General features: G+C 67.3%; 18 protein-coding genes and 1 tRNA gene. 5 read left to right on the top strand and 14 right to left on the bottom strand.

All coding sequences use genetic code 11. The features are described from left to right. Positions 1 to 250 precede the first annotated feature (250 nt). Positions 251 to 604: a winged helix-turn-helix transcriptional regulator gene (locus L0C25_RS16880; protein WP_271632856.1), complete on the bottom strand. Its 354-nt coding sequence runs from the start codon at positions 602 to 604 to the stop codon at positions 251 to 253. 84 nt (positions 605 to 688) lie between these two features. Here L0C25_RS16880 and L0C25_RS16875 point away from each other — a divergent pair, with 84 nt between their 5' ends. Together L0C25_RS16875 and L0C25_RS16870 are read left to right on the top strand one after the other, a co-directional pair. Next, on the top strand, positions 689 to 1,273 hold the full coding sequence (locus L0C25_RS16875; protein WP_271632855.1) for a carboxymuconolactone decarboxylase family protein: 585 nt from the start codon (positions 689 to 691) through the stop codon (positions 1,271 to 1,273). A 145-nt stretch (positions 1,274 to 1,418) separates the two neighbouring features. Next, positions 1,419 to 1,712, top strand: coding sequence for a DUF1330 domain-containing protein (locus L0C25_RS16870; protein ID WP_271632854.1), 294 nt, complete (start codon positions 1,419 to 1,421; stop codon positions 1,710 to 1,712). A 136-nt stretch (positions 1,713 to 1,848) separates the two neighbouring features. On the opposite strand, the gene L0C25_RS16865 is transcribed toward L0C25_RS16870, so the two are convergent. The 9 genes from L0C25_RS16865 to corA all read right to left on the bottom strand — a co-directional run bounded on the left by L0C25_RS16865 (position 1,849) and on the right by corA (position 7,527). Further along, positions 1,849 to 2,700 (bottom strand): bifunctional allantoicase/(S)-ureidoglycine aminohydrolase, encoded by an 852-nt coding sequence (locus L0C25_RS16865; protein WP_271632853.1) that lies wholly within the window; start codon positions 2,698 to 2,700, stop codon positions 1,849 to 1,851. After that, the gene (gene allB / locus L0C25_RS16860) at positions 2,697 to 4,037 is read right to left on the bottom strand and encodes an allantoinase AllB (RefSeq protein WP_271632852.1); all 1,341 of its coding nucleotides are present in this window, start codon (positions 4,035 to 4,037) and stop codon (positions 2,697 to 2,699) included. Before allB ends, L0C25_RS16865 begins: the two co-directional genes overlap by 4 nt. Beyond that, complete coding sequence (locus L0C25_RS16855; protein WP_271632851.1) at positions 4,034 to 4,294, bottom strand: DUF1272 domain-containing protein; 261 nt, start codon at positions 4,292 to 4,294, stop codon at positions 4,034 to 4,036. Before L0C25_RS16855 ends, allB begins: the two co-directional genes overlap by 4 nt. A gap of 31 nt (positions 4,295 to 4,325) precedes the next feature. Then, the gene (locus L0C25_RS16850) at positions 4,326 to 4,616 is read right to left on the bottom strand and encodes an acylphosphatase (RefSeq protein ID WP_271632850.1); all 291 of its coding nucleotides are present in this window, start codon (positions 4,614 to 4,616) and stop codon (positions 4,326 to 4,328) included. Next, positions 4,613 to 5,038, bottom strand: coding sequence for a VOC family protein (locus L0C25_RS16845; protein ID WP_271632849.1), 426 nt, complete (start codon positions 5,036 to 5,038; stop codon positions 4,613 to 4,615). The genes L0C25_RS16850 and L0C25_RS16845 overlap by 4 nt, the downstream gene beginning before the upstream one ends. Positions 5,039 to 5,125: 87 nt before the next feature. After that, positions 5,126 to 5,554: a type II toxin-antitoxin system VapC family toxin gene (locus L0C25_RS16840; RefSeq protein WP_271632848.1), complete on the bottom strand. Its 429-nt coding sequence runs from the start codon at positions 5,552 to 5,554 to the stop codon at positions 5,126 to 5,128. Continuing rightward, a complete protein-coding gene (locus L0C25_RS16835) occupies positions 5,541 to 5,786 on the bottom strand; it encodes a ribbon-helix-helix protein, CopG family (RefSeq protein WP_271632847.1) in 246 nt (81 codons plus the stop codon). The genes L0C25_RS16840 and L0C25_RS16835 overlap by 14 nt, the downstream gene beginning before the upstream one ends. A 40-nt stretch (positions 5,787 to 5,826) precedes the next feature. Further along, complete coding sequence (locus L0C25_RS16830; protein WP_271632846.1) at positions 5,827 to 6,324, bottom strand: GNAT family N-acetyltransferase; 498 nt, start codon at positions 6,322 to 6,324, stop codon at positions 5,827 to 5,829. Between the two features lie 60 nt (positions 6,325 to 6,384). Beyond that, positions 6,385 to 7,527, bottom strand: coding sequence for a magnesium/cobalt transporter CorA (corA, locus tag L0C25_RS16825; protein WP_271632845.1), 1,143 nt, complete (start codon positions 7,525 to 7,527; stop codon positions 6,385 to 6,387). A gap of 308 nt (positions 7,528 to 7,835) precedes the next feature. On the opposite strand from corA, the gene L0C25_RS16820 reads away from it, so the two are divergent. Further along, the gene (locus tag L0C25_RS16820; protein WP_271632844.1) at positions 7,836 to 8,330 is read left to right on the top strand and encodes an anthrone oxygenase family protein; all 495 of its coding nucleotides are present in this window, start codon (positions 7,836 to 7,838) and stop codon (positions 8,328 to 8,330) included. Positions 8,331 to 8,373: 43 nt separating this feature from the next. Here the strand turns inward: L0C25_RS16820 and L0C25_RS16815 are convergent, their stop codons facing one another. From L0C25_RS16815 to L0C25_RS16805, 3 genes are read right to left on the bottom strand one after another with little or no spacing between them, the layout of a single operon-like run. Then, a complete protein-coding gene (locus tag L0C25_RS16815) occupies positions 8,374 to 9,501 on the bottom strand; it encodes an FUSC family protein (protein WP_271632843.1) in 1,128 nt (375 codons plus the stop codon). 39 nt (positions 9,502 to 9,540) lie between these two features. Beyond that, a complete protein-coding gene (locus L0C25_RS16810) occupies positions 9,541 to 9,861 on the bottom strand; it encodes a GroES family chaperonin (RefSeq protein ID WP_271632842.1) in 321 nt (106 codons plus the stop codon). Between the two features lie 3 nt (positions 9,862 to 9,864). After that, a complete protein-coding gene (locus tag L0C25_RS16805) occupies positions 9,865 to 10,125 on the bottom strand; it encodes a DUF3618 domain-containing protein (RefSeq protein ID WP_271632841.1) in 261 nt (86 codons plus the stop codon). A 111-nt stretch (positions 10,126 to 10,236) separates the two neighbouring features. Between L0C25_RS16805 and bcp the strand changes: the two genes are divergently transcribed. Both bcp and L0C25_RS16795 read left to right on the top strand, forming a co-directional pair. After that, positions 10,237 to 10,710, top strand: coding sequence for a thioredoxin-dependent thiol peroxidase (gene bcp / locus L0C25_RS16800; RefSeq protein ID WP_271632840.1), 474 nt, complete (start codon positions 10,237 to 10,239; stop codon positions 10,708 to 10,710). A 107-nt stretch (positions 10,711 to 10,817) separates the two neighbouring features. Next, positions 10,818 to 10,899: transfer RNA gene (locus L0C25_RS16795), tRNA-Leu, on the top strand. Here L0C25_RS16795 and L0C25_RS24255 read toward each other — a convergent pair. Beyond that, a complete protein-coding gene (locus L0C25_RS24255; protein WP_408641709.1) occupies positions 10,851 to 12,215 on the bottom strand; it encodes a serine hydrolase domain-containing protein in 1,365 nt (454 codons plus the stop codon). The two genes, L0C25_RS16795 and L0C25_RS24255, sit on opposite strands and share 49 nt — an antisense overlap. Positions 12,216 to 12,358: the final 143 nt, after the last annotated feature.

The raw sequence follows: 12,358 nt of genomic DNA, 5'->3' as shown, positions 1-12,358 counted from the left end.
GTCCATCGGTCGAGCAGTGGCTACGCACATACTGCTCTCACAGCCAGCCGAGTACGCCGAGCGTGCTCGCGAGCGCCGCGTCGACGGCGAGCATGACGCCCATGCCCAGTGGAAGATTCCGGCACGTTGTAGCAACACCTCGACGGCACGGTCGACACCCTGGCGTTCCGTCACCAGCCGTGGACCCTGACGCGCTCGGACACGCATCCCTGATCGTACGCGTGGGCAAAGAACTGGCGGCCCGCGACCTTCATGGCTCCACAGGAGTCTGATCGTTCTGCTCGAGCGTCTGCGCCCAGGTGATCGCCCATTCGTCGAGCGGTTGGAGGGCATGACCGAGTGCCGCCCCCAGCCGAGTGAGCTCATAGCCATCGGCTGAGCGGGCGACGATCCCACTTGACGTCAATTCGCGAAGCCGCTGGTAGAGGACACTGGACGACAGGCCTGCACACCGTGCCAGCAGCGCACGTGCACCGAGCGGACCCGCGCGCAGCTCCCAGAGAATTCGCAGCGCCCACCGACGGCCGAAGAGATCCATCACGGCCATGATCGGACGGCCGGTCGTCGATCCACGAACCGGTGCTCCTGGGCGCGGTGTTGACATGACGCTCCTTGCGTTTCGTTATTCGAAATGCGAGTATACATTTTCGTTGTTTCTAATTTAGCAACAGACTCAACGGGAGTACCCATGTCGCGAATAGCCCTGCTGGAACCGCCGTACGCCGACCAGGCCGGCGCGCTGCTCGCGCGCATGATGCCCGGGGACGCGTCGCCGATCGGGCTGTTCCGGATGCTCGCCAGAAACCTCCCGATGGCCAGCGCCATGCACGGATGGGGGCGCTACGAGCTGGGCCGAGCGCTGACCCTGACCATGAGGGAGCGCGAGATCGCCATCGACCGGACATGCGCGCTGTGCGGCAGCGAGTACGAGTGGGGCGTGCACACGATGGTGTTCGCCGAACGTGTCGGGCTCACCCGCGAGCAGACGGCATCCCTGGTGCACGGCGGCCCCGGTGACGAGTGCTGGACGTCCGAGCGGGAACGGCTGCTCATCCTCGCCGTCGACGCACTGCACGAGCATTCCGACATCGATGACGCGCTGTGGGCACGGCTCGTATCGGTCTTCGACGAGCCCCAGCTGCTCGATCTGCTCCTGCTGTGCGGGTGGTATCACGCCATCAGCTTCGCTGCGCGCGCCACGCGCGTGCCGCACGAGCCCGGCGCGCCTCGCTTCGCCGACTTCCTCCCCATGAGGACCGGGACCAACCGATGAGCTCAGCCCGGGAGCTCGGCGAGCCGGTCCACCGGCCAACTACCGGCTCTCCTTGTGTTCGAACCGAGCCGGCTCCGATCCGTCAGGCGCGAAGAACGAGACCAACCGGCAAGTCAGATGCACTCATCCCAACACTGGAGGTTCCATGCCCAAGGGCTACTGGGTCAGCGTTTACCGCACCATTTCAGACCCTGAGAAGCTGGCTGCTTACAACAAGCTGGCCGCTCCCGCGGTCAAGGCCGGGGGCGGTCGGACCCTCGTCCGTGGCGGTCCGGTCGTGGCGCATGACGCCGGAATCGCCGAGCGCACCGTCCTGGTCGAGTTCGACAGCTTCGAACAGGCCGTCGCGGCGCACGCGAGCGCGGCCTACCGGGAGGCGCTGGTCGCGCTCTCCGACGGCGTCGAGCGCGACTTCCGCATCGTCGAAGGCATCGACTGACCGAGGTCCGGTCGGATCTTCACCGAACCACTCCGTCGGGAATCTCGAGGACGGGCACCGGGCACTGTCCGACCGAGCACGCCGGGTCGGTGTAGTGCCGGCCACGTTACGCACACACTTGACTCGTGCAGTGAATTCAGCGAGGGACGTTCGGCGCTGGACTGAGCGGCACGTGCCGGTTGACGTCCTTGTAGAGCAGGTAGCGGAATCGTCCGGGGCCGCCGGCATAGCAGGCCTGCGGACAGAACGCTCGTAGCCACATGAAGTCGCCTGCCTGCACCTCGACCCAGTCCTTGTTGAGCAGGTAGACGGCCTTGCCCTCGAGTACGTACAGGCCATGCTCCATCACATGCGTCTCGGGGAACGGGATCACTCCCCCGGGCTCGAAGTTGACGATGTTGACGTGCATGTCGTGTCGCATATCGACCGGGTCGACGAAGCGCTGCGTGCTCCATCTCCCTTGTGTGCCTGGCATCTCGTCGGGGACAACGTTCGACTCGTTGATGACGAATGCGGACGGAGGCTCAATGCCGTCGACCCGCGCGTACGCCTTGCGGATCCAGTGGAACGTCGTGTTGCCCTCTCCAGAGTTGTGCAGGGTCCAGTCGGCACCGGGCGGGAGGTACGCGTAGCCACCAGGCTCGAGCTCGTGAGTCGTGCCATCGACGCTCACCCGCACCGAGCCGGCTACGACGAACAGCACCGCCTCGGCAGCAGGATCCGGCTCCGGCCGCTCACTCCCCCCGCCCGGTGCGACCTCGACGACGTACTGCGCGAACGTCTCCGCGAAACCCGATAAGGGCCGCGCGAGGATCCAACAGCGGGTCTGCTCCCAGAACGGCAACCGACTGGTGACGATGTCGCGCATCGTGTCGCGCGGCAGTACGGCGTACGCCTCGGTGAACACGGCTCGGTCGGTGGTCAGCTCCGTCTGCGCCGGGTGACCTCCCGTTGGTACGTAGTACGTCGCCGCCGCTCGCTCGCTCATGCGTCTCCTCGCTTCAACAGGCGGCCACGCGGATCGGCCGCGATGTCGACGCGGCCTCCACGAAGCCAGGTCTCGCGTACGACTCCGGTCAGCGTACGACCGGCGTACGGCGTGACCGGGTTCTTGTGCTGTAGGCGCACCGCGTCGACCACGAAGTCCTCGTCGGGAGCGAACACGCACAGGTCGGCGTCGTAGCCGACCGCGATCCTTCCCTTGCGTCGCAACCCGACCTGTCGTGCGGGTCCCGCACACATCCAACTGACGACCTCGGCCAGGTCGAAGCCTCGCTCGCGGGCGCCGGACCACACGGCCGGCAGTCCGAGCTGCAGGGACGAGATCCCGCCCCACGCGGTACCGAAGTCGCCGGTGTCGAGGTGCTTGAGCTCGACCGTCGACGGCGAGTGGTCGGTCACGACCGTGTCCAGTGACCCGTCACGTAGCCCTTCCCAGAGCCGTTCGCGGTTGTCCCGTTCGCGTATCGGCGGGCAGCACTTGAACTGCGTGCCACCCGCGGGGACTTCCTCGGCGCCGAACGTCAGGTAATGCGGGCACGTCTCGGCAGTGATGTGTACGCCGGCGCGTCGTGCCGTCGCAATCTCGGGGAGCGCATCGGCGCTCGAGACATGCACGATGTGGACGCGACAACCGGTCGTACGCGCCAGGTCGATCACCCGTGCGATCGCGACGGTCTCCGCCTCGCCCGGCCGCGATTCGAGGAAGCGACGGTAGTCGCGGCCCTCGGGCCCTGTCGCACCGTCGATGGTGTGCGCATCCTCCGCATGGACGATGAACAGACCGTCGAAGGCCGCGATCTCGTTCATCGCCAGTGCAAGCGCCGCGTCGTCGAGCGCGGGGAACTCGTCGACGCCCGAATCCACGAGGAAGCACTTGAACCCGAACACACCCGCGTCATGCAAGGCGCGCAGATCGCGCACGTTGCCGGGGATCGCGCCACCCCAGAAGCCGACATCGACGTACGCCCGCGGGCCTGCGACGTCTCGCTTGACCGTCAACGCGTCGACGTCGACGGTCGGCGGGATGCTGTTCAGTGGCATGTCCACGATCGTCGTCACTCCGCCCACGGCCGCGGCGCGGGTCGCCGACACGAAGCCCTCCCATTCGGTGCGGCCGGGATCGTTGACGTGCACATGTGTGTCGACGACGCCCGGCAACAGCACCTCATCGGGGCCGAGTTCGACGACCTCCGGCGTACGCAGGTCTGCGTCGGACTCCGCGAGCGCGACGATCGACCCGTCGCGGATACCGACCGACGCCGCGACCTCGCGCCCGCCGACGACAACCCGCGGTGCACGGATCACCGTGTCCAGGTCGCTCATGCCTCTGCGGCCGTCGTCGGCTTGTGGAGCCCCGGCTGATGCACCCGTACGTCGGACGCCGGGTGCTCAACGAGCTGCGCCACGGCACGCGTCGGGCGCCGAGTGAGCTCGCCGCCGCAGTTCGGACAGCCGCCACTCAGGCACCGCTCGACACACGCGCTGCACCACGTGCACTCGAAGCTGCAGACCCACGCGACCAGCGAGTCGGGTCCAAGGTCGACGTCGCAGCATTCGCACGACGGCTTCATCAGCAGCATCCGATCAGTATGGCCGAGGCGTACCGTCCGCTCACGCCACGCGGAAACCCTCGCGACCGCTCGGCGAGATCTCCTCGACGTCTGCACGGTCGACCACCGCGTGCCGCGGACCCTGCCTCATCCAGGCGATCATCGCGTCGACCGCAACGGGAGCGCCCTCGAACTCGGCCGACACCGTGCCGTCGGGCTCGTTGCGTATGTACCCCGCGACGCCGAGGCGGGTCGCCTCGCGGCGGCACGTGTCGCGGAAGAACACGCCCTGCACACGACCGTGCACCACGACGCGACGGGCGACGGTTGCATCGTCGTGGATCGGCGTCACTCCCCGGGCGTACCGGCGATGTTCATCAACCAGCCGACGCCGAACCTGTCGGTGCAGATGCCGAACGAGTCTCCCCACGGCGCGCGGTCGAGCGGCATCGTGACCGTGCCGCCCTCGACCAGCTTGTCCCAGTAGCCGCGCAGCTCGGCTTCGTCGCCGGTGCCGCCGCTGAGCGAGACGGAGAAGTTGTTGCCCGCCTCGTACGGCATCGCCGCCGGTAGATCGGACGCCATCAGCGTGAAGCCGGTCGGCGTCGTCAGCTGCGAGTGCATGACCTTGTCCTTCTCGGCCGGGTCATCACTGGCTTGGAAGTCGCCGTACGTACTGACATCGAGGTCGCCGCCGAACACGGACTGGTAGAAGTCCATCGCGGCGCGAGCCTCGGTGCGGAAGTTCAGGTAGGGGTTGAGCAGTGCGGTCATCGGTTCTCCTTCGTCCGATCCCATCGTCGCACCATGGACGCGCCCGCGCGCGGCTTCGCGACCTGCTCAGTCGTCGGCCTTCAGCAGTCAGTCCAGCGGGCGGCGCCATCGCAGACCTGGGAATCGCGCGAAGTCGCGGTCGGAGCTGACCAGCTCGCACCCGGACTCGATCGCGGTCGCTGCAAGCTGTGCATCCGTTATCAGGTTCCCACGCGCGTCCGACTGCTGGCAGAGCCCCGCGAATACCTCCCAATGCCGTCGGCCGGGTTCGATCGGCACGCAGCCGGGGTGGGCTCGAAGCCGCGACGCGAACTCGAGCGCGACTGGCAACGGAGTGGGCGGATCGAAGACCCTTCGATGGGTGACGACACGGACGAATCCCGCGAGCACCTGGGTCGTGATGCCGATCGGCTCGCCACCTGCCAGTGCCTCCGCCAGCCAGTTGTGATGGTCGACGTGGTCGGGCGCGTCCTCACGGTGCGCGTTGACCAAGACATTGACGTCAAGAAGCCTCATCGGCGTCCATCAGGTCGTACAGCCCGGCGGTGTTATCGAGATCGACGCCGGGAAGAAGCCCGTTTCCCTCGAACGTGGGCAGATCGATCGGTGCGTCCGCACGCTCCTCATGTCGCGCGAGCATCTCGCGGACGGCGTCCTCCATCACCGAGTTCAGGCTCCGGCGCGAACGCGCGGCAAGCGCCTTGGCCTGCGCCAGCAGCTCGTCATCCATCCTGATCGTCGTCCGCATACGTTGTGATGCTACCCGTTGACATTTAAATGTCAACGGGTCAACCATCGAGGTCGAGCTCCCAGTTCTGGCCGACGACGTCATGGCCGAACCTGTGCTCCGGCCGTTCGTCGATGAGCCGGAACCCGGCCGCCTGATAGAGCCGCCGCGCCGATGACAGCATGCCGACCGTCCACAGGGTCATGCGGCGATAGCCGACGAGCCGGGCGAACCCGACACACTCCTCGACGAGCCGCGCCCCCACCCCGAGGCCGCGCGCGTGCGGCTGCACCAGGAGCACCCGCAGAACGGCGAGGTCCGGTTGCTCTCCGGCGAAACAGCCGATGCAGCCGGCGCGGTCACCGTCGACCTCGGCGATCCACGCCGCTTCGCGTGCGGAGTCGCGGCCCGCCGCGTACTCGCCGATGATGCGCGCGACCAGCTGCTCGAACTCCGCCGTCCAGCCGTACTCCTTCGCGTACGTCTCGCCGTGGGTCATCACGACCCAGCCGAGATCGCCGGGCTGGTAGAGCTTGCGAATGACGACGGATCGATCCATGAGCACCTCACTGACACGACTGTTCCAGTGCGCTCCAGCGTACGCCCGGCGGTGCGGTTTCTACAGCCACCCGCGACGTTTGAAAGCCCAGAACAGACAGCCGCAGGTGAGCGCCATCAGCAGGATCGCGAGCGGGTAGCCGAGCTGCCAGTGGGTCTCCGGCATGTGGTCGAAGTTCATCCCGTACACGGTGCCGATCAGCGTCGGCGCGAACAGGATCGCCGCCCACGCGGAGATGCGCTTGACCTCCTCGTTCTGCGCCTGACCCGACTCCGTGAGCGCCTTCATCTCCTCGTTCTGCTGTTGCGCCACGAGGGTGGCGTTGACGGTGAGGATGTCGCGAAGCAGTTGGCGGAACTCGTCGACGCGCTCGATCACGACCTCGACGTGGTCGCGTACGTCGCGCAGGTAGCGCTGCAGCTCGGCATCGACCTGGTAGCGGGTGAATCCGGCGCTCAGGCGGGTGAGGATGTCGCGCAGCGGATGGGTGGCGCGCTGGAACTCGATCACCTCGCGCGAGAGCTCGTAGATGCGCCGCGACACCTTCGGGTCGCCGCCGAACACCTCGGTCTCGATCTCGTCGATGTCGTTCTCCAGGCCCGCGACGACCGGCGAGTATCCGTCGACCACCTTGTCGAGGATCGCGTAGAGCACGGCCTCCGGGCCACGTTCGAGTAGGTCGGCGTTGCTCTCCATCCGTCGCCGCACCGCGCCGAGGTTCGGCGCCTCGCTGTGCCGGACCGTCACCACGAAGTTCGGCCCGATGAAGCAGTGCAGCTCGCCGAACTCCACATCCTCGGTCGCGTCGACGTAGCGTGCGGCTCGGAGTACGACGAACAGCGTCTGGTCGTACCGCTCCACCTTCGGACGCTGATGCGCGACGATCGCGTCCTCGAGCGCCAGCTCATGCAGGCCGAACTGGTCGGCCACCGCAGCGAGCTGACGTTCGTCGGGCCGATACAGCCCGATCCACGCGAACGTGCTCGGTTCGTCGTCGCCCAACGCCTCGAACGTCTCCGCGAGCGTCGACGGCGAAGCCACGCGGTCGCCGTGCCGGTAGATCGCGGCGTCGATGACGCTCTCCTCCACCGCACTCGGCACCGTCGTGTCATCGTCCTCGGGTTCGTGCTCGAGCAGGGACGTCGCCGACCGGGACGACCGGCGGGGAAATGGGAACAGGCCTGCGAATCGGCGATCGGACATGGCGGACACCTCGCAACGTACGTGGGTGGGCCGCGGAGTCAACTGAAGGACAGGACTCGGCGCGGCTCAGAACTCAACCAACTAATGGACGGGGCTGGTTCGATAACTAGGAGGCTCGGTTCGCATGAGCCGTCACCTCCCAGAGTCCGTGCACGATCCGTGCGCCCTCAATCGTATCCCCACCGGATCACCCGCGCCGTCGCGCATGCGTGAGACGAGCGCTTATGCGTACGCGTGCCTCGCCGATGGCGGCCCGGGGCTCCCCGCGATGGAATAGGGGCCAACACGAAGCCCGACCTTGGAGAACCATGGATGCCATCCGTACCGCCGTGCTCATCATCGCGACCCTCGCGACGGGGCTCACCGCGGGAGTGTTCGGTCTGTACGCCCACACCGTCATGCGAGGGCTGGCGACGACCGACGACCGTACGTTCGTCGCGGCGTTCCAGGCGATGGACCGCGCGATCCTCAATCCGTGGTTCCTCGGATTCGGGTTCATGGGTGCCCTGATCTCCTCGGCCGTCGCGGCAGGTACGCAGATCGGGCGCGATGCCCTGCCGTGGACACTCGCCGCACTCGCGCTCTACCTGGTCGCGTTCGTGACCACGTTCGCAGTGAACCTCCCGCTCAACGACGCGCTGAAGGCCGCGGGCGACCCCGACACGATCCCCGACCTCGCGGGGGTACGTCGCGCGTTCAACGAGGCGCGCTGGCGTACCTGGAACACGGTTCGCGCCTGGACCTCGACCCTCGCATTCGCGGCGCTGTGCTGGTCGCTCGTCCTGGACGGCCGGGCGATGTGACGCTCCCAGCGGATGTGGTCGCGCTCGTCCGTCGCTACCCGGCTCAGTCGTCCAGCTGTAGCCACGAGTCGACGTCGGCGGCGGACCAACCCGACGCGAACAGCAGATCGGCAGCCAGCGAACGGATCTGGGCGACCACGGCGGAGGCGTTCAGCGTGCCCGAACCCGACAACGCCTCTGTCGCGGAGCGCGCCGCCGCGACCAGCTTGTCCTTCGCCTCGTCGAAGCGTTCGTACTCCTGGAGATCGCCGCCGAAGATGCGCACGGCATCGGCCAGTGCGGCGACCGCGTCGTCCATGCCATCCGGCGGATCCTCGCCGTGCCGCAACATCGACGTGACCCGCCGCGCGAGTACGCGCGCATCTCGTACCGCGTTGTCGATGTCATGGACGGTGCTCGTATAGAGACGTACGTGCTCGCGCTGGCTCCAGCGAAGCGGCGATATCCGCGACACCTCGGTCGCAGAGGCGCTCGTGCTCGCGAGTCCTTCAAGGGTGGGCTGGAGCGCGCGTGTCTCCTGCAGGGCGGTCCACGCGACACCGGCGTCGCGCAAGCGCATCGACTCCGCGACCTGGTCGAGGATCGACGCGAGCCCGCCGAGAACGGACTGGATCTCGCGATCGAGGTCGCGCAGCGGGTTCGTCGGAACGATCGCGGTCATGGCCAGCCCGATGACGCCACCGACCAACGCATCCAAGAACCGCGCGACGGCCGGGTTGCCGGTCGCCGCCGCAGGGAGGACGGCGGCGATCAGGATCGCCGACGTCGCCGACTGCATCAGCGCCATCCCCTTCAGGCCAAGCAGCGAAGCCACCGACACGGCGAGTGCGACGACCACGGCGATCTGCCACGCGCCCCTGCCCATCCAGGTGATCAGGACTTCACCCGCCAGGATGCCGACGGAGACACCGACGACGAGTTCGACGACGACGCTGCGACGCTGGCCGAGTCCGGCGGCGATCGTCAGCGCCGCCGCCACCGGCGCGAAGAACGGTTGGACGTGGCCGATGAGCTCGGTGGCCACGAGCCACGCAAGCGACGTTCCGAGCGCGAGCCGCACGATCATCGGCGCGCGCCCGCGCAGGATGCCCCATCGTTCGCTCATCGCCATGGGGCGTACGAGCTGGCGGTCGTCGGCGCGGTCGGTCAGCCGCGTCATCCACGCGGACAAGGAGCCGTCTCGTCGCGCCATCGTCGTCGGCCCCGGGCGCTAAAGGTAGAGGCCGGTCTGGCCGTCCTCGATGCGCTCGGCGGCGACCGCATTGAGGTCGCGCTCGCGTAGGAGGATGTAGTCGTCGCCCCGCACCTCGACCTCGGCGCGGTCCTCGGGGTCGAAGAGCACCCGGTCGCCGGCCTGCACCGATCGTACGTTCGGACCGGTCGCCTCGACCCGCGCCCACGACAGGCGGCGACCCATCGTCGCGGTGGCCGGAATCACGATGCCGGCCGACGACCGCCGCTCGCCGGAGTCGCTGTCGACGGACACGAGCAGTCGGTCATGCAGCATCCGGATCGGAAGCTTGTCAGGCATTGGTCAGCCAACGGCCTTGCGTATCACCAGGATGAGACCGACGAAGCCGACGATGCCGCCCACGACGGGCACGATCGTCTCCAGCCGCGGCGAGCCGTTGGCGTCGACGAACTGCGACTTGACGCTCTCGAGGTTGCGGCGTGCGATGTTCTTGGGGTTCGTGCGGTCGATCAACGTGTCGACGGTCTGAGCGAGTCGCTCGCGCGTCTCCTCGATCTCGGCGACGAGTTCGTCGGGGGACGCCGCGTCCGCCTTGCTTGCCACGATGAGTCTCCTCGGTCGATCGGGCACCATGTGCGTACGTACTGCGCGCCACACGTTACCCGTACGCGAAGATGGACGTCGTCTCACCCGTACGACCAAGGGAAAATAGTCATGCCGGACTCGAACCGACTGCAGCCGGGCGACCAGGCGCCCGACTTCACGCTCCCCGACGACACGGGCGGCTCCGTGTCGCTCTCGTCGCTGCGTGGCCGTAAGGTGATCGTCTACTTCTACCCCGCGGCGATGACACCGGGCTGCTCGAAACAGGCATGCGACTTCACCGAATCACTGGACTCCCTGGAGTCGCACGGCTACACGGTTCTCGGCATCTCGCCCGACGCGCCCGAGAAGCTGGCGTCGTTCCGCGAGCGCGACGGCCTCACGATCGGGCTGCTCTCCGATCCCGACAAGGAAGTGCTGACGGCGTATCGCGCGTACGGCGAGAAGAAGCTGTACGGCAAGGTGGTCGAGGGCGTCATCCGCTCGACGTTCGTGGTCGGCGAGGACGGCAAGGTCGAGCTCGCGCAGTACAACGTACGCGCGACGGGCCATGTCGCGAAGCTCAAGCGCGACCTGGGGCTGTGAGCGCCGTCCGAATCCACCGAAGTACGGATTCCCGGCGATGAGCGCGAGCTCATGGGCACGAAATCCATACCTCGGCGAGACATCCGGGGACGTAGACTGCACGGTGCGCCGAAGTGGTGGAATTGGCAGACACGCAGGATTTAGGTTCCTGTGCCTTCGGGTGTGAGGGTTCGAGTCCCTCCTTCGGCACCTCGTACGAACCTCGGCAGTAGCCAGCCGATCGCCGCAATCGCCCACAAGGCGAGCGCCGCGATCAGGCTCCAGGCGGCATCGGGCGCCCAGATCCGCAGGGCGCGGAGATCGTAGCCGACGAGTCCCGGCAGCAGCCACAACCCGACAACGACGACCAGCGACACCGCGGCGGCGATGATGCGCCCGCGACGTCGGACGGGTCGCCACAGCGAGAGCACGGCGAGGGCGAGTCCGAACAGCGCGATCCCGCTCAGCACCCACGGCATCGCGCCGAGCACCGGATCGCTACCTGCAGGCGTCCGGCTGTCACCGTCGACGATCCGCCAGACGTCCTCCGCTCCGGCGGCCAGAGAGGGCGCAGCCGCCTCGCTGTACACGTTCGTCAGGATGACGACGGCCGACTGCCGGTCGGGCACCAGCAGTACGTGTACGAAGAACCCGGGCGTCGCGCCGGTGTGATGCACGATCCGCTCGCCGTCGTCGTCCGTAACGGACCAGCCGAGCCCATAGTGGTCGTCGCTCGACTCGACCCGCGGTCGCTGCATGTTCTCGCGGATGTCCGATGAGATTGCTTCGCCGCGCAGCTGTGCGGTCGCGTACGTCTCGACGTCGGCGAGCGTCGAGATGACGCTGGCGTACGGGGTACCGGACTCGTCGAACGGCGGGTCGTACCCGGCCGCCCGTCCCCACCACAGCCGGTGGCCGGGAGGCAGCTCCGCCGCGGCTTCGGCGCTCGCCGAGGACCTCGTCATCCCGAGCGGTTCCAACAGGTCGGACTCGAGGACCTCCTCGTACGGGCGGCCAGTTACGGACTCGACGATGGCGCCGAGCACCAGGAAGTCGGCGGATGTATATGCGTACTCGCCAACCGTGCCGGAGTGCTCGAGCGACTCCACCGCCCGCCGGATCGCCCCGGGCTCGTTGTCGTACCGGTCGGCCACCGCGATGCCGTCAGCGCCGGTGAAACCGGCGGTGTGCGTGAGCAACTGCTCGATCGTCGGATCACCTTCGGGAAGGAAGTCGATGTGCTCACTCACGTGGTCGCTCAGGGCGAGCTTCCCCTTGCTCTCGAGCTGCATGACGATCGTCGCGGTCATCGTCTTCGCCACCGAGCCGATCAGGAATGGCGTCTCCGTGTCGACCTCGTCGCCGTCTCCGTCGGTTCCGTACGCGTACTCGTGCTCGGTTCCGTCGGGTCCGATCACCGCCGCAACCACGCCCGGGATGTCGTTCTGGTCTGCGTACGCGTCCAGATAGTCGTCGACCCGGTCGAACCGCGCCGTGTCTGCCTCGTCGGCCGCCTGTGCCGGCATCGCCCACGACCCGAGCATAACGGCGGTCACGCCTGCCGCCAGAAGCTTGTGTCTCACTGCGTCCCCCATCCATGTCGGTCTCAAAACCGTACGGTCATATCGTCGTGAAAACAGTATGAGCATATGGTTTTGGTCCTGACAAG

Origin of the sequence: Solicola gregarius (assembly GCF_025790165.1) — a bacterium.
Lineage (GTDB): Bacteria > Actinomycetota > Actinomycetes > Propionibacteriales > Nocardioidaceae > Solicola > Solicola gregarius.
Note: the sequence above shows the minus strand (reverse complement) of the source record. Positions and strands in the feature narration are given on the sequence as shown.

What these genes read in the sequence shown, in the direction of transcription:
- L0C25_RS16820 (WP_271632844.1), top strand. Translation starts at nt 7,836, where the DNA reads ATGGATGCCATCCGTACCGCCGTGCTCATCATCGCGACCCTCGCGACG.
- L0C25_RS24255 (WP_408641709.1), bottom strand. Translation starts at nt 12,215, where the DNA reads ATGCCGGCACAGGCGGCCGACGAGGCAGACACGGCGCGGTTCGACCGG.
- allB (WP_271632852.1), bottom strand. Translation starts at nt 4,037, where the DNA reads ATGAGCGACCTGGACACGGTGATCCGTGCACCGCGGGTTGTCGTCGGC.
- L0C25_RS16840 (WP_271632848.1), bottom strand. Translation starts at nt 5,554, where the DNA reads ATGAGGCTTCTTGACGTCAATGTCTTGGTCAACGCGCACCGTGAGGAC.
- L0C25_RS16855 (WP_271632851.1), bottom strand. Translation starts at nt 4,294, where the DNA reads ATGCTGCTGATGAAGCCGTCGTGCGAATGCTGCGACGTCGACCTTGGA.
- L0C25_RS16870 (WP_271632854.1), top strand. Translation starts at nt 1,419, where the DNA reads ATGCCCAAGGGCTACTGGGTCAGCGTTTACCGCACCATTTCAGACCCT.
- L0C25_RS16865 (WP_271632853.1), bottom strand. Translation starts at nt 2,700, where the DNA reads ATGAGCGAGCGAGCGGCGGCGACGTACTACGTACCAACGGGAGGTCAC.
- L0C25_RS16880 (WP_271632856.1), bottom strand. Translation starts at nt 604, where the DNA reads ATGTCAACACCGCGCCCAGGAGCACCGGTTCGTGGATCGACGACCGGC.
- L0C25_RS16845 (WP_271632849.1), bottom strand. Translation starts at nt 5,038, where the DNA reads ATGACCGCACTGCTCAACCCCTACCTGAACTTCCGCACCGAGGCTCGC.
- bcp (WP_271632840.1), top strand. Translation starts at nt 10,237, where the DNA reads ATGCCGGACTCGAACCGACTGCAGCCGGGCGACCAGGCGCCCGACTTC.
- L0C25_RS16830 (WP_271632846.1), bottom strand. Translation starts at nt 6,324, where the DNA reads ATGGATCGATCCGTCGTCATTCGCAAGCTCTACCAGCCCGGCGATCTC.
- L0C25_RS16835 (WP_271632847.1), bottom strand. Translation starts at nt 5,786, where the DNA reads ATGCGGACGACGATCAGGATGGATGACGAGCTGCTGGCGCAGGCCAAG.
- L0C25_RS16810 (WP_271632842.1), bottom strand. Translation starts at nt 9,861, where the DNA reads ATGCCTGACAAGCTTCCGATCCGGATGCTGCATGACCGACTGCTCGTG.
- corA (WP_271632845.1), bottom strand. Translation starts at nt 7,527, where the DNA reads ATGTCCGATCGCCGATTCGCAGGCCTGTTCCCATTTCCCCGCCGGTCG.
- L0C25_RS16875 (WP_271632855.1), top strand. Translation starts at nt 689, where the DNA reads ATGTCGCGAATAGCCCTGCTGGAACCGCCGTACGCCGACCAGGCCGGC.